At 45.5% G+C, this 21315-nt stretch carries 15 protein-coding genes; 10 read left to right on the top strand and 5 right to left on the bottom strand.

Annotated elements, in window-relative coordinates:
* Positions 1-7 precede the first annotated feature (7 nt).
* Together FEM33_RS20190 and FEM33_RS20185 are read right to left on the bottom strand one after the other, a co-directional pair.
* Positions 8-1072 carry a sterol desaturase family protein gene (locus FEM33_RS20190; RefSeq protein WP_139013801.1) on the bottom strand — a complete coding sequence of 355 codons (1065 nt, stop codon included), beginning with the start codon at positions 1070-1072 and terminating at the stop codon, positions 8-10.
* Between the two features lie 695 nt (positions 1073-1767).
* Positions 1768-2811: a helix-turn-helix transcriptional regulator gene (locus tag FEM33_RS20185; RefSeq protein ID WP_139013800.1), complete on the bottom strand. Its 1044-nt coding sequence runs from the start codon at positions 2809-2811 to the stop codon at positions 1768-1770.
* Between the two features lie 122 nt (positions 2812-2933).
* Between FEM33_RS20185 and FEM33_RS20180 the strand changes: the two genes are divergently transcribed.
* Entirely contained in the window at positions 2934-4508 is a 1575-nt protein-coding gene (locus FEM33_RS20180; protein WP_139013799.1) for a TROVE domain-containing protein, read from the top strand.
* 623 nt (positions 4509-5131) lie between these two features.
* Here FEM33_RS20180 and FEM33_RS20175 read toward each other — a convergent pair.
* Positions 5132-6481 (bottom strand): hypothetical protein, encoded by a 1350-nt coding sequence (locus FEM33_RS20175; RefSeq protein WP_139013798.1) that lies wholly within the window; start codon positions 6479-6481, stop codon positions 5132-5134.
* A 226-nt stretch (positions 6482-6707) separates the two neighbouring features.
* Between FEM33_RS20175 and FEM33_RS20170 the strand changes: the two genes are divergently transcribed.
* From FEM33_RS20170 to FEM33_RS26465, 4 genes are all read left to right on the top strand, one after another.
* Positions 6708-7862, top strand: a complete 1155-nt coding sequence (locus tag FEM33_RS20170; RefSeq protein WP_139013797.1) for a helix-turn-helix domain-containing protein — start codon at positions 6708-6710, stop codon at positions 7860-7862.
* A 167-nt stretch (positions 7863-8029) separates the two neighbouring features.
* A complete protein-coding gene (locus FEM33_RS20165; protein WP_139013796.1) occupies positions 8030-9265 on the top strand; it encodes a cation:proton antiporter in 1236 nt (411 codons plus the stop codon).
* A gap of 134 nt (positions 9266-9399) precedes the next feature.
* Positions 9400-10284, top strand: coding sequence for an alpha/beta hydrolase (locus FEM33_RS20160; protein ID WP_201747810.1), 885 nt, complete (start codon positions 9400-9402; stop codon positions 10282-10284).
* 482 nt (positions 10285-10766) lie between these two features.
* The gene (locus FEM33_RS26465) at positions 10767-11030 is read left to right on the top strand and encodes a hypothetical protein (RefSeq protein ID WP_161597199.1); all 264 of its coding nucleotides are present in this window, start codon (positions 10767-10769) and stop codon (positions 11028-11030) included.
* Positions 11031-11335: 305 nt separating this feature from the next.
* On the opposite strand, the gene FEM33_RS20155 is transcribed toward FEM33_RS26465, so the two are convergent.
* Entirely contained in the window at positions 11336-14119 is a 2784-nt protein-coding gene (locus FEM33_RS20155) for a DUF6797 domain-containing protein (RefSeq protein ID WP_139013795.1), read from the bottom strand.
* A gap of 185 nt (positions 14120-14304) precedes the next feature.
* Here FEM33_RS20155 and FEM33_RS20150 point away from each other — a divergent pair, with 185 nt between their 5' ends.
* Together FEM33_RS20150 and FEM33_RS20145 are read left to right on the top strand one after the other, a co-directional pair.
* Positions 14305-15603, top strand: coding sequence for an NCS2 family permease (locus tag FEM33_RS20150; RefSeq protein WP_139013794.1), 1299 nt, complete (start codon positions 14305-14307; stop codon positions 15601-15603).
* A 6-nt stretch (positions 15604-15609) separates the two neighbouring features.
* Positions 15610-16416: a 5'-methylthioadenosine/adenosylhomocysteine nucleosidase gene (locus FEM33_RS20145; protein ID WP_139013793.1), complete on the top strand. Its 807-nt coding sequence runs from the start codon at positions 15610-15612 to the stop codon at positions 16414-16416.
* 9 nt (positions 16417-16425) lie between these two features.
* Here the strand turns inward: FEM33_RS20145 and FEM33_RS20140 are convergent, their stop codons facing one another.
* Positions 16426-16848: a BLUF domain-containing protein gene (locus tag FEM33_RS20140; protein WP_139013792.1), complete on the bottom strand. Its 423-nt coding sequence runs from the start codon at positions 16846-16848 to the stop codon at positions 16426-16428.
* Between the two features lie 730 nt (positions 16849-17578).
* Between FEM33_RS20140 and FEM33_RS26875 the strand changes: the two genes are divergently transcribed.
* The 3 genes from FEM33_RS26875 (at position 17579) to FEM33_RS20130 (ending at position 21269) form a co-directional block, all read left to right on the top strand.
* On the top strand, positions 17579-17713 hold the full coding sequence (locus tag FEM33_RS26875) for a hypothetical protein (RefSeq protein ID WP_262711998.1): 135 nt from the start codon (positions 17579-17581) through the stop codon (positions 17711-17713).
* A 397-nt stretch (positions 17714-18110) separates the two neighbouring features.
* The gene (locus FEM33_RS20135) at positions 18111-20459 is read left to right on the top strand and encodes a PAS domain-containing sensor histidine kinase (protein ID WP_139013791.1); all 2349 of its coding nucleotides are present in this window, start codon (positions 18111-18113) and stop codon (positions 20457-20459) included.
* 531 nt (positions 20460-20990) lie between these two features.
* The gene (locus tag FEM33_RS20130; protein ID WP_139013790.1) at positions 20991-21269 is read left to right on the top strand and encodes an SWEET family sugar transporter; all 279 of its coding nucleotides are present in this window, start codon (positions 20991-20993) and stop codon (positions 21267-21269) included.
* The last annotated feature ends 46 nt before the right edge of the window (positions 21270-21315 follow it).

Raw genomic sequence — 21315 nt, 5'->3', positions numbered from 1 at the left:
AACTGTTTCAGATGCGAATGGGTGATGGCAGGTTTTCAGGAAGTTTTTCGTTTTTGACTTCATCTCCGACCATAGGGCCGTCAGCAGCCAGTTCACTGCCGCTTTTCTTGGATTTCAGTATTGGCCACAACAATTGTGCATACCATTCTTCTTCCTTGTAATGCTTGATACCGAATGAAGTCGGGTATCTGCGGGTAATAATGCCGGTTCCGAAAATAATGTCCCAGAGAAAAAACATGTTGCCGAAATTGCCTTTGTAATAACCTACGCCGTCATCGGTTGTATCCGCATGATGCGCATAGTGCGTGGCAGGCGTTGATATAAATCGTTCCAGAACCCAGCCAATCGGGCTGAGCCATTTGATCGTATAAAACGGTTTATCCCATGGAATACTGGAATGCGCACCGGTTACAATCAGCGATTTGACCACTTTTACAAACAAAGCCGCATAGCCAAGTCCGACGTAGGTCAGCGCTACGGTCAGATAGGTCTGGGAAAAGAAAATGGTGTAGATGATGTTCTGTCTGCCGGCCATCGCCATACCCATGTACGGAGCGCTGTGATGTGTCCTGTGGAAACGCCATAACCAGGGCAATTGATGATGCAGGCGGTGATACCAGTATTGCGTGAGGTCGTCGGCTACGGCTATGATCGCAAATGCCCACCAGAAAGGCACCCATGAAAAGTTATCTTTGATACCGGGCAGAACTTTCGGAAGCAGTTCCAGACTGAAATACGTTACCAGCGGCGCAATGATGATTTTGGGAAGCACATAGCATGCAATATCCAGAAAGCGTTCGTTTTTGGTCCATTTGTTTTCGTAAAGACCGGCAATGAATTCAATAATGCCGAGCACAAGTACAATAACCGGAAGCCCCCACGAACTCAGATGCGTAAAAACGCCTTCGATAAAGTGAGGAACTTTGAAAGGCAGTGCGTTGCTGCCGGCCCAGGGTTTGTAATCCGTAAGATAAAATGCGGCAAACATTAAAAACACGGGTGTCAGATATAGTAATATACTGATCAATGCATCGCGCCTGATTTTCTGCACGACCTCTTTTTCAATTTTCATGATTGACAAGGATAACTGGATTGAAAATGATTACCGGATAATGCTATACGCAAGCCAGATTCCTCCGGCTATCAGAACAAACGGAACGATGGTGAGCAGGATACCGACTGCGATTTTTTTGGCAAGAAGTATTACGTCAGCAAATGTCATAACTGAAATAGCTATATTGAATATGAATACCAGAATACCCCACGGACAGTCCGCCAGTTAACGCAAATTGACAACCACCGAAAATTTACCTGAATGGCGGTACTGCCAAATGGGATATTCCAGGATATAACCGAAACAAAAAGATATTACATGCTACAACAATCCGCGCTGAATGGATTGGATTGTAAGAAAACCACCGTATTTGTCATGACAGACAAATCTGAAGAATGTAAAATAACCGCTTTCATATATAAATGATTTCAGGTTTACTTATAGTGCAGGGTGGTTCAGAACTATAAGTCTATAAAATTGATAGACAAAGTAATGTTAATGCATTTTAAATTGCAAGCGTTTGGATATTTATTTTTGATAAATGCATTTACATCCTGATTAATCCACTTTATGCCCTGCTGAAAACCAATCAGATAAGTGTACAAGATGCAATGTAATTTTATTCCGAGGTATACCGGTATTTGCGGCAAAAAGGCCGGAATCATCAGCTTTTGTATTTTAACCGCTATCAGATCATTAAGCTCCGAACCGGCTTACAACTGATTGTCAATAGCCGTAACCGGCACTGCATAATATTTTAACGCCTCCGAAAGCTGTTCCGAAATGCGCTTCTGCAGACTTGGCGGGCCTAAAATCCGGAGTTTGGGCCCAAAGCCAAGCAGCTCCCGTTCGAGCTCATAATTGTAAATTACCTGAATGCTGAAAACAATGCCTTCATCGTTGTTGCTCACTATTTTTTGCGTGGCATGCAGCGGCTTGGTGATTACATATGGCGCTTCGGTGTGGCTCATCCAGAAAGTCACTTCCATGCTGCGCTGGCCGGGGGTTTTAGTAACACCCAAAACATCCGCATAGTAGGTCGCAAGATCAATGGTCCGGTTTTCACGGTAATTTTCATGAAGGCTGTTTTCCAGTGACTGGAACCTGTCCAGTGCCAGCGTAAGCAACGGCGCATGCCGCTGATGCGGTTGCCCGAGTACAAACCACCGGTTTCTGTATTCTTTCAGAAGATACGGACTAAAACAGAATGTATTTGGCTGCTTTGCCTTGAACGACTGATAAGTTACACAAAGCACCGTTTTTGAAATAATGGCTTTGCGAATTCCTTCAATAAATTCCAGCCCTTTCAGATGATCGTTTTTCTCAAATTCAACCACAGGAAAACTGTGGGTTTTCTGCGCATAAATCCGGTCTTCCAGCTTGCTGACCATTTCCGACAGATCGCTAAAATGGCTGAATCCTTTAAATTGTTTCAACAAGCCCGAAACTTCACCGAGCACTTTCAGATCTTCATGGCTCAGAGGAATATTGGTAATGCTGTAATGCCTGTCGGAATACGTATAATATTTTTTATCAACGACCACAATCGGTGCTTCGTAACCAAGCTTGTCACTCCGCATCATTTCAATATCCGCCTGAACAGACCGGCGGCTTACGCCTTTGTCAATGCCTTCAAACTCGTAAAGTGCAGCGGAACAAGCTTCAATCAGATCGTCCAGCGTCCATTTGCGAAAACGGTTCTGCAGACAATTGTCAATCGTACGGTAACGAATCAGTGCGTTGCGGTTTACAGGCATAAAAAATATTTTCGGAAAATATAAAAATAAATCCTTCTGCGCAAAAAGACTGCGCAGCCGGGCTTTTGGTTTGCATTGTCAAAGAGAAAATGTACACAGCAAATTAACGAAAGGAGGTTACTATGAAATTCAATACGCAGAAAAGCAGCACGCGGCAGACCAGAAATCACGAAGGAGCAAAAGCATTTGTAATGAATCCTGAAATGCAGCTTTATACCGCCGTAGTAACCTGGTCGCTGAATGATACCTTCTATGAAAAAAACGACGAACGGCTTCACCGGGTTCGGGCGCTGATTGCTTCATGCGACCCGTTATTTGTAGCCAGACTTGCCGTATATGCCCGTCATAAAATGTACATGCGCTCTGCTCCGCTCGTACTGCTGACCGAACTGGCCCGGATTCACTCCGGCGATAACCTGATTGCCCGAACAACGGAAAAAGTAATCGCCCGTGCTGATGAAATTACGGAACTGCTCGCCTGCTATCAGCTCCTGAACGAACGTACCGGTCTGAAAAAGCTGAACCGGTTTTCCAAGCAGTTACAGAAAGGATTGTCGGCTGCATTCAACCGCTTTGATGAATACCAGTTTTCAAAGTACAACCGCAACGGAGATGTCAAGTTACGCGATGCATTGTTTCTGGTCCATCCGAAAGCCAAGGATGAAATGCAGCAAATGCTTTTTGACAAAATTGCAGGAAACAAACTGGAAACCGCTTATACGTGGGAAACGGAATTGTCTGCACTGGGCCAGAATCATTTTGAGAATGAAACCTCCCGTGCCGAAGCTTTCAAGCATAAATGGGAAGAACTGATCGATAGTAATAAAGTCGGCTATATGGCCATGCTGCGGAACCTGCGGAATATCCTTCAGGCAGGCGTTTCGTACGGACATCTGCAAAAAGTTTGTGAAATCATTTCATCAGCTGAAAAAGTGGCCAAAGCAAAGCAGTTTCCTTTTCGGTATCTGGCTGCCTACCGCGAATTACAGGCCGAAATGCAGGTAACGGCACCGCACTTTTCAGATAAGATCAAAAATCTTTTGTTTGGAAACACGGGTTATACGGGTGATTTGCTGGAAGCTCTTGAAAAAGCCGCCGCCCGCAGCGCGGCTTCCATGGCCGGCTTTGACCAGCATACAAGGGTTCTGCTTGCGTGTGACGTTTCGGGCTCCATGCAAATGCCGGTTTCACCCAAATCTAAAATCCAGCTTTTCGACATCGGGCTGATGCTTGCCATGCTGCTGCGCTCGCGCAGTAAAAATGTGGTTGTCGGAATGTTTGGTGACAAGTGGAAAACCATTACCGTACCTAAAAACAGCATTCTGGCCAATGTGCAGGAATTTTACAAACGCACGGGTGAAGTCGGGTACGCGACAAACGGCTATCTGGTGATAAAGGATTTGCTGAAAAGGAAAATAATCATGGATAAAGTCATGCTGTTTACCGACTGTCAGCTCTGGAACAGCAACGGCAGCCCGGAGCATATCCATGCGCTCTGGATCCGGTATAAACGTGAAATTGCACCCGATGCAAAATTGTACCTTTTCGATTTAAGAGGTTACGGCCAACCGCCTTTGCAGCTTGTGCAGAATGACGTGTACTTGCTTGCCGGATGGAGTGACAAGATTTTTGACGTCCTGCATGCGCTTGAAAACGGCCATTCCGCTTTGCACGAAATCAATTCAGTCATGCTTTGAATTGCGGATACCTGATAAATATGTATACGTTTCAACTAAAATATTTTAAAATGACAAATAGCCCAAAATTAAAACCCTGACAGCTAAAAGCTAACGGCCAAAAGCGGATCAACAACCATTAAGGATGCCGTAGAAACAGGATACTTCGCTGCACTTACGGGGTGGGCATTATGGTGAAAGCCAGGATGGAGGTTCGAGTCCTCAAAGCGGTTCCCCGGCCTGTTTTGCCTGTTGCTCCTTGAAAGAAAAAAGGTGTCGTAAATGCGTGTTACTTCGATCTGTCACATCCCGGGTCGCCGGTTCGAGTCCGGCTCTGTTGCGCAAGCTGCAGGTAGCTCAGTTGGTAGAGCAGGGCACCGCAAGGTGCATGTCACGCATTGATTTTTACCCTTTTTGTTATTTGAAAGATGTCGTACGAATGTGTTACTTCTTCTGGTAGAAACCGTGCAAACGGTCAGGTTCGAATCCTGTTTCACACATTTGGTTTGTTACTCTTTTGATTTTTCAAATTCATTTTAAACCGTTAGACTTTTTCATAACAGACGGAATACCAGCAGATTTCCGGCTGCTATGGATAAGTTTGTATGGCATCTCATATTTACAAATCACGTCTCTATTTCCAGCTATTTTTCCAGATCAATCCGGAGCCCGGTCTGAACGGAGATATTGGATTTCAGGTATGGATTCCCGATAACCCAGCCTTTTGTTTTTGCATTTACCCGGACGAATCCCGACAGGCTTCTGGTCATTGCATACCTTGTTATCATATCCACGGCTCCGCCGGCTGCGTAGTTGTTTTCCAGAAAATTTTCAGGTTGTTCCCAGGCATGAAGTATGATGTCTGCTTCCACTCTTTGGGCAACAGCATGGTTTAGAATGCCTAACTCCGCACCAAAACGGCGTTTTTCCAGATTGCTGTACCGGTGGAACGCGAACAGCAGATCGCGCCTTTTCAGCTGTACGGGTATAAACAGTGCCACATCGTTCCCGAAATGTGTGGGCGCATATTGGGTAAAGAAATTAAAAGCAAAATGCGAATTGATCCTGATGCGGTTGATAAAAAATATGGCCGGATTGATGAAGTTCAGCAAGGAAAGTTTTTTCTGTTTCAATAAATAATCCTGTGCTCCGGCAGACAGTTCTGAAAACCCGATTCTTCTGTTTACGCCTTCGCCGTCCGGAAATTTAGCACGCTCGGTAAAGGCTGTTTTCGGGCTGAACATGTCATAAGCCCATGCCGTAAGGTCCGCACCGGCAAAATCCCGTTCGGAAGCAACCGGACTTTCATGCGGCGCTGCCCAGATCTTCACTGAATCACTTTCCGGACTTGTTGAAAACCTGAAATAATTGTGAACATACCAGGCATTGTAAAGCAGCAGCGCATTTTTATAGAAAGTACGTTTCCTGTAAAAATTGTCAGTTGTATTTCTTTGGTTCATTAGCACTTCGGACTGTATGCCTGCCGTATAAGCATAAAGCAACGCATTCGGGTCTGAGCGTTTAAGATTACCAAGCGCTTCGTCGCTGATGCCGTACACCGTTCCGTCCCATCGGCTCAGAAACCAGTTGCCGTTTTTGGAAGCAATACCGTTTACGCCGAGAACGGAACGGTGAAATTCCTCATGCGCCCACACGCCAAGCGGTATCGGCAACTCACTTCCGTACCTGGAAAATCCCAGGCTCATGGCATATTTCAAAACGCCGTTCAGTACATTTCTGCCCACTGCGCCGGACTTCGGACGGACGATCCAATTGCCCAGCTTGTCTATTCCGGCAAAGGAAAGTTCATACATGCCGTTGGCCAATTCGATGGACTGGTTCATGGAAACATAACGCTGCGGCAGATCCTTGTTCTGGGGAAAATCCAGCAACGGGACCGAAATCCTGAGCTGGTAACGCGACGTATCCTGAGCGGATAAATTGAAACAGGCGCAAACGGCAAAGAGTAATAAAACAGACTTCCTGATTTTCATGGCTTATGATTGATTGGATTGTAAATGCTTGTAAAAACATGATTTTTCAGGCACGGCAAAGCGCTGTGCATGCATAAAAAACCCCGGGCAGAAGCAAAGCAGCGGCAATGTGCAAGCGGTGATTCATTTCCCTGATTTTTCCGCAATTTTGATCAAAGAAAACGGTCTGATCGTCTTTCCCGACAAGCTCAGACCTTATTATTCATTCCTTTAAAGCGCTGACAAATTGATTTCTGCCATTTTGATTTCCGGAATCCTGCAGGGAATATTTCTGATTTTTCTGCTTTATAACAAAGGGCTGAACAAGGTTCCAAACCGCATCCTGTCTGTCCTGATTGCAGTGCTGATCGGACATTTATCGCTGATTTATCTGGATGTAAAAGATCTGTTTCTGCAATTCCCGCATTTAAGCAGGTTATCGTGGCTGCTTCCGGTTTTGTACGGGCCGCTCCTGTTGATTCTTACGCAGAGTGTTGTTGATATTGATTTTTCCTTCAAGCCCCGGCATCTTGCATATCTTGTACCCTTCGCAATTTATTTGATCCTGCTTCTCCCCTATTTCACTGCCTCCGCTTCCTATAAGCTAGACATTTTAACAGATCCCGTCCGGCTTGCGCAAGCGGATTTCGGCTGGATGAATCATTTAACCACGTATCTGCATATTGCTTTTGTAACGGCGGCTTTGCTGTTTTTTTATCAGAGCAAAAAAAAGCGTGTTCTTTTCTTTTCCGACGATACGCATGTCCATGTTCGCTGGCTGGAAACGTTCCTCTGGCTTGTTCTGGGCGTTCTGGTTTTCTCGCTTTTCACTTTTTATGCACGCAAATACCAGCTTCCTTATTTTTCAGGAATATACCCGTCCCATTTTATTCTGGTCGTACTGCTGATTTACTGGATAGCCTACAAAATGATCCAGGGAAAAACCGAATGGCAGGTTGAAGTTGTTCCGGCAACGGAATTACAAGATGAAGATCAGATTGCCAAACCTGTAAAATATTCCAAAAGCGGGCTTTCCGACGAAGCTACAAAGACGATTGCCGTACAACTGCGCGATTTCATGTCAGCTGAAAAACCTTACCTTGATCCTGATTTGAACATTACAGAACTGAGTGTGCTGATCAATTTGCCCAGACATCAGTTATCGCAGGTTATCAATTCTGCATTTAACTGCAACTTTTTTGAGTTTGTCAATCAGTATCGTTTACAGGAATTCAAGCGGGAAGCTGTCAATCCGGCGAATAATCATTTGTCGCTGCTGGGTATTGCGCTGGAATGCGGCTTTAATTCAAAAGCTACATTCAATCAGGTTTTTAAGAAATATGAAGGAACCACACCATCCGGATATATCAGAAAATACAAGTCTGAAAGTCCGGTAAATTAAGAAGGAATTGGTTTGAGAAATCAATAGGATTTCAGGCACACGGAATAAAACTTCATTCGCGGTGACTGTTAACGTATCAACCGGAATGGTGTTTTAATGAAATAAACGGGCTCGGCCTATTCCTTAAAACTGCGCAATTTGTTCCCGAAATTTTCAAGAATCACCTGATGGATATACTGACTATTGTTACAGCGCTGATCATAACCAGTGCGGCATTTTCCTACCTCAACCAACGTTTTCTCAGGCTTCCGGGAACCATCGGCGTCATGACGATTACCAAGGTGGTTTCGCTTTTTATCATACTGATCGGTAAAACAGGTTCTGAAAACTCCGGACTGATCCAAACGCTGACCTATAACATTGATTTTTCAAAGGTACTGCTGGATGTCATGCTGGGATTTCTGCTGTTTGCCATGGCCATGCATTTTGATTATGAGGATCTTAAAAAGCTGAGAGCGCCTGTCATTTTGCTAAGCACCATGGGTGTTATTGTTTCCGCCGGTGTATTCGGCGGACTTTTTCATCTGGCAACCGTCTTGTTGAATGTTGAAGTTCCGCTGGTTTATTCATTCGTTTTCGGAGCGCTGATTTCACCCACAGACCCGATTGCCGTTGCATCCATTTTGAAACAGTCCAGAATTCCTGCCCGGCTGGAAACCATCATTTCGGGTGAATCCATGTTCAATGACGCCGTGGGTCTTATTCTGTTTGTCACCTTGCTCAGCATTGCCGATCAGTCGCAGGAAAGCTTATCGCTCATGCAATCGCTGGTACTTTTTTCACAGGAAGTCATCGGCGGTATTGTAATCGGTCTGATGGCAGGTTATACGGGTTACCGGCTTATGAAATCAATCAGCGATTTTCAGACAATATTTCTGATTTCGGTTGCGCTTGTCCTGGGGCTTTCGGTTGTAGCCGGACGTTTTCATGCGTCTGTTCCATTATCGGCTGTAACTGCCGGCCTCATCATCGGGAATAACCGTTTTGGAAAATCGCATCCGGCAGAACAGTCACTTAGCAAGGTTTGGCAGCTGCTGGATGAAGTTCTGAACACGATTCTGTTTGTCATGATCGGTTTGCAGCTTATCCTGCTTCCTTTTTTCAGCAATTACCTGCTGATTGGCTGTGTTTCGGTTCTTATCGTTCTCTTTGCCAGAATGATCAGTATTTCTATTCCTGCTATTTTCATTTTGCGCAGACTGAACCCGGACAACCTTGCCATCCTGACGTGGGCCGGACTGCGCGGCGGCATATCCGTTGCCATGGCGTTGCTGCTTCCGGCTTCTCCGTACCGGGAAGCGATTTTGTCATGCTGTTACTTTATTGTGATCTTTTCCGTCATTGTCCAGGGCCTTACACTAAACAGCGTTGTGAATAAATTTGCAGGCGACGAGGAGCAGTAATGCTTGTATTTTGTACAGCAAGCCGCGCATTTTGAATACATAATCGATTCTGTTTCCAGGATATAAATGGCATCGGTATAATAAAAGCAGATTCCGCTTTTCTGTTTTATACACCTATAACACAGAATTCTTTTATGAAATTTACAAAAATGCGGCATGCCGCGCTGGTCCGGATTCTTGCATTATCCGTTTTCTTTTTACTGCCAGCTTCGGGCTTTTCACAAACTGCTTCGAACATCATTCCCTTATGGAAAAACGGACCTCCCGGATTTGAGAAAAAGTCGGCAGAGCCGGAATCAGCCAAGGATTACTGGGTTAAAAACATCCATAATCCTTCTCTTCAGGTTTTCCTGCCGCCTGCCGGAAAGGCCAATGGAACCGCTGTTGTTGTTTGTCCCGGCGGCGGTTTCCGGCTGCTGGTTTACAACGCAGAAGGCATTGAGCCGGCAGAATATCTTGCAAAACTCGGCATCACCGTTTTTGTATTGAAGTACCGGCTTCCGCGGGAAGAAGGCTCGCCCTACTCGCTCGACAGGCATCCGCGCGAAGACGCACTGCGAGCGGTACGCATGGTTCGCAGCCGCGCCAAAGAATACGGCATTGATACAGCACGTGTCGGAATGCTCGGCTTTTCGGCCGGCGGGGAAGTCGTTGCTGCTGTGGCCTATGCTTCCGGCAAAGGTGATCCGGCTGCGAAAGACCCGATTGACAGGCTAAATGGAAAACCTGATTTTCAGATGCTTGTTTATCCCGGCCCGCTCGGGATTCCGGACGTCGTGCCCGCGGATGCGCCGCCTGTATTTTTACTGGCAGCCAACGACGATCCGTGCTGCGGCGTAACAACGGCCAGTCTCCTGATTAAATACAGGGAAGCCAGGCGGCCCGTTGAAGCGCATCTTTACACCAAAGGCGATCACGGGTTCAACATGGGAAACCGCTCTGAACTCCAGAGCATTAAATCCTGGCCTCAAAGAATGGCAGACTGGCTCAACGACAGCGGTTATCTGGAGAAAAATTAAATCAAGCGGTTAACTTTTAGCATTCCCTTTTTAACAAGCTGCATACATTATTTTTGTTTTTGCTACGGTAATTAGCAGCTCCGGAACGGCATACAAGACTGTTGCCAAGGAGTATCTGCTCTCTTCCCTTCACACTCCAAATTCAAGATCTTTATCGGAAATGTCAAATCTTTAACAACATACGAGGAGCATTCTGGTTATAGGAAGTTGCCTGCAGTATTTTTGTTTTTGCTTCGGAGGAGCATCCGGTTGAATGCAAAAGGAAACCCCGTCCAGGTTTTACAATTCATAATTATGCATTTCCTTTTTCTACAAACAGGCAACCGCTCTGCGGTTCTTTGCAGCTCCGGAGCATTCTGTTTATTGGAATTGCATCCGGTATTTTTGTTTTTGCTCCGGTAATTTGCAGCTCCGGAGGAGCACCCTGTTTATAGAAAATTGCATGTGGTATTTGTTTTTGCTCCGGAGGAGCATCCGGTTGAATGCAAAAGGGAACCCCATCCGGGGTTTTAATTTTTACAATTACACATTTCCTTTTCTATAAACAGGAAACCGCTCTGCGGTTATTTGCAGCTCTGGGGGAGTATTCTGTTTGTAGGAATTTGCATGCGGTATTTTTGTTTTTGCTGCGGTTATTTGCAGCTCCGGAGGAGCACCCTGTTTATAGAAAATTGCATGCGGTATTTGTTTTTGCTCCGGAGGAGCATCCAATTGAATGCAAAAGGGAACCCCATCCGGGGTTTTAATTTTTACGATTACACATTTCCTTTTCTACAAACAGGCAACCACTCTGCGGTTATTTGCAGCTCCGGAGGAGCTTTGGCCTAACAGCTTTTAACTGCCAACTAACCATTTAACTAATTGCCTCTACCCAATTTCTGACAATAAATGACTTGCAATAGATAAAAACCGATGACTAATTGAAAATATCAGTAAATGGTCAGAAATGACCAAGTTAAAAACCAGCAAAAACGGACAAAAATGGCCAAAGACCACTGATTATAACCAGTAACAACCAATGACTGAAAGCCAATAGCTAAAAGCTAACAGCTTATTTCAACGATTTAATAAACAATGTAACGGATTCAATGTCGGAATCTGACAGGACGCCGACGAACGAAGGCATTTCTTCATTATAACCTTTTACGATTTTTTTACCCGGTGTCAGGATGGATTCGCGGATGTAATTTTCATCTGCAATGGCCGTTGTGCCGTCTTCAAAATGCCTTTCCGACTTATACAGATGCTGAAACGGCGGGCCGTACATACCGTCTGTTTTCAGTCCTTCAGAATGACAGCCCGAGCATGCCATTTTCTGGAACAATGCTTTTCCTCTTGCTGCCGAAACAGCTTCTTCCTTTTCTGTTGCAGCCGGCTCTTCCTGTTTTTTTACCGATAGCAGCGCCAGATCCACATTCTGAAATCCGAAATCTTTTGCATTCAGTTCAGACAAATTATTTACCGTAAACCAGAAACCGTCGTGCATTATCTTGCCATCTTTGGCTTTCAGCCGGTAAGCGACGTCCATTTGCATGATTTCGGTCATATCCGGCACAAGCAGCAGTATTTTCTTACGGTCGGCCGACAAGTAGGAAGCTGCAACCTTCATCGATTCTTCACCCGAACTGCCGTTTGTTTTAAAATGGCCCGATCCGTACTCTTCCGTGCGTTGATAATTCCATCTTTTCACATCAAAACTGGAAGGGTTAACCGCGCTTTCGGCGTCTAGCTCCGCATCAAAGCCAAGAACAATTCCCTGCTTTACGGCCCGGAATTCGTTAGGCATGTAACTCTGTTTTCCCGTATAACGCAGCCTCAGCAATGCACTGATGCCGTTGGAACTGGAACCCCAGAGATTGAAACCGGCAATATACAACTGACCGTCAGCCGGATTGATTGCACCTTTGGATGTCGGGGCCGGATAGTCGGCATGAATGACAGCAACTCCGCCCTGAATGATACTGGAAGAACTGTCGATCAAAACCCTGAACAATCCCGGCCGCCCGAATGAAAAATGGACAAGGCTGCCGTTCAGCGGCCCCATTTTATTTCCCGTAACCCACGCCTGCCCAAGACTCGAACGATCCACGCTATGCGGAATCCATGTAAGCGGAGGCGCAACTTCGGGATGATCCGTACGATGCATTGTAGGCTCCACGCCGTAATAATCGCCCTTTTTAATCCAGAAAATCGGAGAGGAAGGCACAAAATTACCCTGCTGGTCGGTAGCTGTCAAAATTCCCTTTTCTGGATGAATTCCGAGATAAGGTCCCCTGAAGCCGGTTGCAATGACTTCAAACTGCTTTCCGTCCGGCGAAATACGAAGTACGGTTCCATTATGCTGCGATCCTGTACGAAAGCCTTTTCCGGCCTTGTCCGTCATGCCCGGACCGTTGTCCAGGCTGCCGCCCTTTGCGATGTAAAAGCTTTTGTCCGGCGCATAAACCATATCCGCAGCCCATTCCCTCGACTCCGGCGACTGATCCATTACATTGGAGAAATTCTCATAAAAATCGGCTTCGCCGTCTTTGTTCAGATCATGCAGACGAACAATGCCTTCCCTTCCGAAAACATAGATCGTATCTTTTATTACTTCCACGCTCATCGGCTCGTGCAGCCCGGATGCAAACCTGCGCCATTTGATATTCTGAAGATCGCGGTTAATGCCTTCAATCGTCCAGACGTCCCCTTCAAACGTTACGGCGGCAGCCCGGCCGTTGCCGAAAAAAGCGATATCTGCAACCCGGACGTTTCGTTTCCAGCGGTTTGGAAGCGGCAATGCAAGCTGGTCCGTTACGAATGCAGCCGTATCCGGCGATAATTTCCCCTTAGTCACAGCAGCCTCGCCCCAATGCGCTGTTCCGCCATTGCGGAATTCAGGCAGGTTTATACGTGTTTTAGCACACCATTTTTCAAAAGCAGCAAGCTGGCCTGCAGGTCCTTTCCAGATGGCCAGGGCAGCTTCCGGTTTTTTACCCGAAGCAACGCGAACGGTCAGGTAACGGTCAGCAGTTACTTCGGGTTTCAGCATGGAATGATCTTTCCCGAGAATGCCGATGGCCGTAACCGTATCTTTGCCGGAGCCGTGATAAATGTAGGCCATGCTGCCTTTTGTAGCACCGGAATTTCCGTTCACAACCTCGGCAGCAGTCAGGTAAAGTTCATTTTTTACATTGTTAATCCGGAAAGCTCTTGTAAAAACCGTCTGATCCGCAAACTTTGCGCTGCCCGGCATTTCGTACACTTCCGCATTTCCGACGGTGTAACTGAGTATGGCCTTGTTTCCATAAACAAAAACCCCACTCCATCTGCCTTTTTCCGCCGGCATCGCTCTCCAGAGCGGCTGGGTTGTGCTACCCGATGCTGAAATTCTGCCTGTGAAATCCGGTTTGCCGCTTGTCCAGCCGGGATATGAACCCGTTGCAATGGCAGGGTTGCCGGTCACAGTCGGGATCTGATTATTTTTATTGAAAAAGTCCTTGTATGAAATCTGCGCCATCAGAACCATAGGCAGAAACTTGCCCGTCCATGCCACGGACCATCTTAACAGATCGGTATCAAAACAGATATAAGCGCTGTCGCCCAGCGGCAATGCAAGCGTTCTGGCTGCGATGTTGTCGTCCGGAAAATGCGTTCCAAGTTTTCTTGCATCAATGGAAGTCGAAATAAAAGGAAAACCGGGTTCTGTAAACGAGTTCAGGTCAAGGGAATCAGCCGCATTGAAACTGCCGTTTTTGCAGCCGGTGTAACCAAACAGAAATACCGAAGCCAGAAACAGCATCCCGAGCCAGATTATACCCAGATTTTTGTAGTTGCTTTTAAAATAGGAAAACATATTATTATAAGGAATTTAGGAATAAGCTTAAAAGTCCGGAACGCTTTTGTTCTTACTGGAAAGCCCCGCCAAAATACTATTTAAATAGCAAATGCCATTGAAACAGCATGGCAAATTCCGGTTTGCATAGCCGGCAATTTTTAAAAACAGGCGCTAACCGGTATATTTGGAAGAAACCCGCTGCTATGTTCTCCTTTTTTGAACTGAAGAAAAATAATGTTTCACTATCCACAGAAATCCTGGCCGGCATTTCGTCATTTCTGGCAACAGCGTATATCATCGTCGTCAATCCGTCCATTTTAAGTCAGACCGGCATGCCGTTTTCGGCCGTTCTTACGGCAACAGTACTGGTTTCTTTTTTCAGCAGTCTGATGATGGGCGTTTATGCAAACAATCCCATTCTTGTTGCGCCCGGCATGGGGCTCAATGCATTTTTTACTTTTACGGCGGTATTTACCGAAAAACTGAGCTGGCAGGTTGCGCTTGGAACCGTTTTCTGGTCGGGTGTTTTCTTTCTGCTGCTGTCTGTTTTCAACATCCGGTCCTATATTGTCAAGGCTATTCCCAAAGCGCTCCGGTTTGCAATAGCAGCCGGAATCGGGTTGTTTATTACACTGATCGGTTTTGCCAATGCCCGGTTTATCGTTGCCAATCCGGCCACGATGATCAGTCACGGCAGCCTGAATGCTTCCACGCTTACGTTTATCGCCGGTTTGCTCCTGACGGTTGTTTTACTGATCCGAAAAGTAAAAGGCAGCATTCTGATCGGGATCGTGCTGACAAGCCTGCTCGCATGGCCGATCGGCCGATGGTGGGGCGGCCCGGAAGCTGTTGTTACAATCAATCATATTGTTTCCAGACCGGATTTCAGCCTTTTGTTTGAGCTTGATATGGTGAATTCACTCAAATGGAGCCTGGCGCCGATTATACTTGCATTTGTATTTACCGACATGTTCGACAGTCTGTCCACTTTCGTCGGACTGGCAGAAGCGGCCGATCTGCTGGATGAAAACGGGGAACCGCGCAACCTGCAGAAGTCACTGATTGTGGATGCATTTTCCACAACCGTCGCCGGACTGGTCGGCAGCAGTCCGGGCACCGCTTACATCGAGTCCGCAGTAGGAATAGAACAAGGCGGAAAAACCGGGCTTACAGCCGTAACAGGTGCTATTTTATTTCTTCCGTTTCTGTTTTTGTCGCCTCTGATCAGCGCGGTTCCTGCCATTGCAACGGCACCGGCTCTGGTACTGGTCGGCGTGTTCATGATGAAACCGGTTGTCAAAATAAACTGGAACCAGCTTGAAGAAGCGTTTCCTGCTTTTATTGCCATGGTGCTTATACCTTTCACTTATTCCATCACGCAGGGTATCATCTGGGGATTTCTGAGCTGGACGGCGCTGCATATTGCAACCGGAAAAATCAGGGAAATCAGCCTTGCTTTGTGGATTATTAACGTATTTGCGGTTCTCGCGCTCATTTTTTAAACCAACATGAAAAAGAATTTACTGCTTATTTTATTTTTTATCAGCACTTCCATTCTTCACGCTCAGGATATTACAGGCATACTCGGCGCTTTTCCGCCCGAACTCGTACTGCTCGAAAGTAAAATGGAGCACAAAAAAGACACGCTGATCGGACAAATGCGGTTTATAAAAGGCACCTTGAACGGCAAATCCGTCGTACTGGCGCAAACCGGCATCGGGAAAGTGAATGCAGCAATCGCCACTACGCTGATGCTGGAACATTTCAAACCCAGAGAAATTGTTTTTTCAGGCATTGCCGGCGGCATTGATCCTGCGCTTTTTCCGGGAGACATCGTGATCGGGACGCAGGTTACATACCATGATTACGGTGCCATTGAAGACCGCGGCATGCAGTACACCCCTACCCGCAATCCGTTCAGCATGGAGGCAAATCCGGTGGTTTTCAGCTGCGATTCAGTGCTGGTACAAAAAGCAGTCGCTGTTTCCCAAAGCCTGACATTTACCAAAATAAAACGGGAAAACGGAAGCTTTGCTCCGGCTGTAAAAAAAGGAGTTATTGTTACCGGCGACGTGTTTGTATCGTCCGTCATAGCCACGCAGCGATTGCGGAAAGACCTGAATGCAGCAGCCACCGAAATGGAAGGTGCCGCCATTGCGCAAACCTGTTTTCAGCAACACACGCCTTTTCTCATCATCCGCAGCCTGAGCGACAATGCCAATGACAAGGCCAGAAACGATATGCAGGCATTTTACAAGATCGCTGCCGAAAATGCCGCTATTCTGGTGATGGCCGTTGTAGGCAGCCTTAAATAAGGCTGCAGCCTAATTCCGGTAATTGTTTTTATAGAATGTTTTGATCAGGTCGATGACTACATTCTGGTTGCCGGGATCTTTTGCATACGGGTTTTTTACAATCGGGGCAATTTCTTTGATATGGCTGAATTCCCTTGCAGTCAGTGTACTGTAACCCATAGACCAGTTTTCAAATGATCGCTCCGGTATGTTTTGCATATATAAGGGCATAACCTGCGTATGCCTGCGGTCTCGGCTGATGACGTTGTAAAGTGATCTGACATTTTCCTCGTCGCCTTCCAGCACCTGAATAATGCTGCCGTTGAAATAGAGCAGTACGCCGGTGATATTGTATGAAGCATTATTAACGCGGCTTTTCTGTAAAATCGTTAACAGTTCTTCCTGGGAAAGCAAGTCTGTTGATGAACTGAGATATACAATACAATAATCCATTATGACGTCAGTTTGGTGCGAAATCGGATAAAAAAGTCATTGCAAGCTATTAACAAATGAGTAGAAGTACTTCTAAAATCAAATTTATATTTTTAAATATCCTGCCGGTAAAAAAAGCAGGAATATACGCATGGAACCATTTTTCAGTTAAAAAGCAATTCAGATTATCCTATCGAAACAGGTTCGGTATTTCCATTCTGCTGTTATTTTCCCACAGATTAATTCAGAGCACATTTCAGGATTAACCGGAAGGAACATTCACATAAAAAAATCGTGCTTTTTACGGTAATCGCCTTTATTGAATAATTAAAAACAAGTACAGAAGCCGGATTTGCACACCTTCATACGCATTACGGCACGTAATTTCAGCAGTCAGAATGACAAGAAAAATAGTGATACTTATTTGATACGATAAAAAATTAATTCTATTTAATTGTAGTATTATTAGTTCATATGATTTAAATTTCGGATGACTTTGGTAGTTCCTTTTGTTATTCAATCCTGTAAATCAGATTTTGATGATTGAACGACATGGAAGTGCCTGATTCATAATTTTAGGTAGTATTATATAAAGGAAGTTCTCCATGAGGGCTTCCTTTCTGTCTTTTTCAGCAGCCTGCACTGTTGCCCGGAAAGTAACGGAAGTTTCCTGTTGTGTGTAAATAAAGATTGATGTCGATGTAACTGGTACGATTTTTCAGCAACCACCTGTAACATGCAATCTTGGACTATGAATTCTGCAGAACAAAAAGATTTTGAATATATTACACCTACCGAAGAGGAAATTGACGCCACCATTGCAGTGATCAGCGGGTTACTTTCCTCATCCGAAACATTTCACTCCGAAAACAAAGATTTGCTATAAGGCTACGAAGAAGCAGAACGACTGCTGACTTCCCGTAAAAACAGTTATGACGAAATCAATCCGGCACTGGCCGGTACAAAGGGAAAAGCTGTTGCCGTACTGGCCGTCAAATACCTGAACGGCGAATGCAGCAGCGCTGTTTTAACGGACTTGTTCCGCAAATAACCCGTTATAGCGGTGTTTCGTCCGAAGATTATCCGCTGCGTTTCTGTTGTAAAATACACTTACATGGCAGAAAGTATAAATATTTTGCTGTTATTGAAGCGACAAACGGATTGTAAAACAGGATTCAGGCTGTAAATTGAAATCTGAAATCGTAAATATGGCATTGATTTTATAGCAAAATGACCCCGAAGTTAATCGGCTAATGTAAAAAGTAACCTTTATTCCATTCCATATGGACATAGAAGATCAGAAATATCAGAGGCTCAGTCAACTTTTTAATCGCTTGCCCAATGGAATTATTCTGTACAAGGTACTTTGTAACGAAACGGACATGCCTTGGGATTTCAGAGGAATTTATGCCAATTTAAAATCGGAGGACATTTTTGGTCTGCCTGTGGATCGTATCCTGAACAGCAATCTGAGCGAGCTGGATGCGGACTTCAGGCTTTTGCTCGAACATTGCAGGCTGGCAGCCAACAACCGGCAATCCATTTCCTTTTCCTGGGAACGCAATTACGCAGCTTACAATGGTTTTTCAGCAGCTGCCCGCTGGATCGACGTCCATATTGAATTGCTGGATGAAGACCTGTTTTGCTCTTTTACGGACGCAACAACTTATAAACAGGCCGAACTGGAAGCGCACCGCAATGCAGCGGCCCTGCAGTTTGTACTTGATTCTACTCAGTCCGGGGTTATATTGTACCGTCCGGTTTATGATGGCAAAAAACATATTACGGATTTTGAAATGCTGGCCTCCAATCAGGAAGCGTCCGGCGCTTTTCTTTCTGACCAGTTTGTACAAACCTTTTTGCCTGACGGAAACCGGAGCGAACTTTACCCGATTTTCAAGGAAGTTGTTGAAACCGGCAGGTTCCGGCGCTTTGAACGGCATTTTCAATGGCAGGAAACCGAAGTCTGGTATGAAGTTACGGCGAGCCGGACTTATGAAAAAAGCAATGCTTCCAACCTTTTAAGGCTTACTTTCATTGATATTACCAAAAGAAAGAAAGCGGAACAGGAAAAATTCAAGAACCTGATATTACTTCAGCAGACTGAGGATCTGGCCAATGCAGGAAGCTGGGAATTCAATCGAACCACCGGAATCCACACATGGTCTCCGGGAATGTACCGGTTATTCGGACTGACGCCCGGAACGGAGGTGACGCCAGACATCTACACTTCCCTAGCCATTGAGGAAGACCGTGACATTGCAAACCGGATCGTAAACCAGATGCGGCATGGCATGCAGGCGTTTGAAGAAGTACTGACCGTCAAAGTAGGTGATTCAAAAAAAATTATAAAGGTCAAGGGCGAGGCTGTCAACATGGAAAAAGACGTAACGGTCTGCTCCCTGGGTGTTGACCTTGACATTACGCAGCTGATTGAAACACAAAACAGGATTACGAGAATTGCAGACAATCTGCAGGCAGTCCTGAATTCCTCACCGGCATTTATCGGCATGCTGAAAGCCATCCATCATCCTGGCGACCATGCAGAAATAGTTGATTTTGAACTTGTGGTCGGAAACCAGAAACTGGCTGAATTTTACAATATGCCTTTGCCGCAACTGGTGGGAATGCGTGTGAGCAACCTGGCAGGAAAACTGTGGCAGGAAAAAACGGTTAACAACATGCGCTCGGTTTACCTTTCGAGGGAAACGATGTACATCGAGTATCAGATCATTTCTGAAAATGGCGAAGATCAATGGCTTGCTGTTTCCATTACGCGGCAGCAGGAAGGCGTGATACTGACCGGACTGGACATTACAACCCTGAAACACGGGCAGGAACAATGGCTGCAGCAACTGGAGCAATCCGATACAAATCTGAAATCACTGGATGAACTTAAAGAATACCTGAAGCAGCGCGGCGAACTGCTTCGTGCAACTTCTCACGACCTCCGGGGAAATTTCGGAGCTATTGCCAGTCTTGCCAGCCTTCTGATGATGTCCTCTTCGGATGAAGACCGTGCAAAAATGCTTGGAATGCTGCAGAGTACCATTACTCAGACGACCAAAATGCTTACAGATCTTTTGAACTATGCCCGTCTGGAATCCGGCAAGGAGGCCCGGAACATCGGTATTTTTAACGCATCCGAAGTATTGACCAATTTGGGAGAAAGCATCAGGCCGTTTGCCAGCGAACGCAATCTGGACGTGCGTATCAATGAAAATCCGGAAATTACGGTTGAAGGCGACGAGCTCAATGTGCTCAGGATTGCCCAAAACCTGCTTCTCAATGCAATCAAATATACAGAATCGGGTTTTGTTGAGTTAAGCTGGGGATTCGGAGAAACAAAAGAATTCTGGTGGTTCAGGGTAAAGGACAGCGGGCCGGGTTTTCCGGAGGCGTTTGTAAAGGAATGGGACCAGCATAAAAACGGCCAGCTGGCCAGCAGCCCGGTTCGGAATGCTGAAAATGAATTGCCGGACCCGAATATTTCCTGGACACCTTTGCACGGAGAAGGAATCGGGCTGAGAATTGTAAGACAACTTGGACAATTGCTGGGAGCCAATATCGTACTCAAAAGCAGCCCCGGTGCCGGTTCGGAATTTACCGTAACATTACCCGCAAAGTATTAATATCAGGTGTAAAAAACATTTAACAATTTTAAAGTTAAATTGAATAATTCCATTTTATTTATACTGTGGATTTGACGCCACAACCTATAACTCCCCATAAATCAGCAATTTGTGGCAAAAACAACATCTGCTGAATTTGCTTTCATTCTTCTGCTCATAAAGTCCTGTTTTGTACCGGTTCCTATGACCTGGAATCATGCATACACGTCATTTTAACTTTCCGGGACCAGCCTTTATTCTCAAAAACAAGACAGATACAAATCCGGGAGTTTGATATATTGCCAAATTGTTGTGGGGACTACGTATAACTGGGCAGGTTACCAACCGGGTTGTTTGTCCAGCAAATCGTTTACTTACTTTCCAGTTTCGTTCTTTCTGAATACCGCTATAACCAGCGGATTTACGGGTTTCTTCTGGTATGCATTTTTAACAGATGCTGACCAAAATAGGAACTTTCAACCTGCATTGTTGCACATTTCCGTATTGTAAATGTCATATGGAACGGACAACAAGGTATTAAACAAATGATAAATGGATTTTATAGAAGTACTGGGATTGGCCGCAGGAATTTGTACATCTTCAGCAATTATTCCACAACTGGTTACTACCATAAAAAAGAAAAAAGCGAGCGATGTTTCAGCACTTATGTTTATCGTTTTGCTCACAGGCAACGCACTGTGGGTTTATTACGGGATTGACAAAAAGGATATTCCCATTATTTCAACCAACATTTTCACCTTGCTGCTGAATATTGCAATGCTGTTTCTGAAAGTAAAATACAAGAAGAATGACGAGAAAGATAACAACTAACTGATTATTGTCACGCCGCAAGAAACTGACGGCCTTAATTACCCGA

The sequence above is a fragment of the Dyadobacter flavalbus genome, from assembly GCF_006149045.1.
Taxonomy (GTDB): domain Bacteria; phylum Bacteroidota; class Bacteroidia; order Cytophagales; family Spirosomataceae; genus Dyadobacter; species Dyadobacter flavalbus.
Note: the sequence above shows the minus strand (reverse complement) of the source record. Positions and strands in the feature narration are given on the sequence as shown.

Bases quoted from the DNA above. Each gene is read 5' to 3' on its own strand.
- FEM33_RS20190 (WP_139013801.1), bottom strand. From the start codon at position 1,072: ATGAAAATTGAAAAAGAGGTCGTGCAGAAAATCAGGCGCGATGCATTG.
- FEM33_RS20185 (WP_139013800.1), bottom strand. From the start codon at position 2,811: ATGCCTGTAAACCGCAACGCACTGATTCGTTACCGTACGATTGACAAT.
- FEM33_RS20180 (WP_139013799.1), top strand. From the start codon at position 2,934: ATGAAATTCAATACGCAGAAAAGCAGCACGCGGCAGACCAGAAATCAC.
- FEM33_RS20175 (WP_139013798.1), bottom strand. From the start codon at position 6,481: ATGAAAATCAGGAAGTCTGTTTTATTACTCTTTGCCGTTTGCGCCTGT.
- FEM33_RS20165 (WP_139013796.1), top strand. From the start codon at position 8,030: ATGGATATACTGACTATTGTTACAGCGCTGATCATAACCAGTGCGGCA.
- FEM33_RS20160 (WP_201747810.1), top strand. From the start codon at position 9,400: ATGAAATTTACAAAAATGCGGCATGCCGCGCTGGTCCGGATTCTTGCA.
- FEM33_RS26465 (WP_161597199.1), top strand. From the start codon at position 10,767: ATGCAAAAGGGAACCCCATCCGGGGTTTTAATTTTTACAATTACACAT.
- FEM33_RS20155 (WP_139013795.1), bottom strand. From the start codon at position 14,119: ATGTTTTCCTATTTTAAAAGCAACTACAAAAATCTGGGTATAATCTGG.
- FEM33_RS20150 (WP_139013794.1), top strand. From the start codon at position 14,305: ATGTTCTCCTTTTTTGAACTGAAGAAAAATAATGTTTCACTATCCACA.
- FEM33_RS20145 (WP_139013793.1), top strand. From the start codon at position 15,610: ATGAAAAAGAATTTACTGCTTATTTTATTTTTTATCAGCACTTCCATT.
- FEM33_RS20140 (WP_139013792.1), bottom strand. From the start codon at position 16,848: ATGGATTATTGTATTGTATATCTCAGTTCATCAACAGACTTGCTTTCC.
- FEM33_RS26875 (WP_262711998.1), top strand. From the start codon at position 17,579: ATGAATTCTGCAGAACAAAAAGATTTTGAATATATTACACCTACCGAA.
- FEM33_RS20135 (WP_139013791.1), top strand. From the start codon at position 18,111: ATGGACATAGAAGATCAGAAATATCAGAGGCTCAGTCAACTTTTTAAT.
- FEM33_RS20130 (WP_139013790.1), top strand. From the start codon at position 20,991: ATGGATTTTATAGAAGTACTGGGATTGGCCGCAGGAATTTGTACATCT.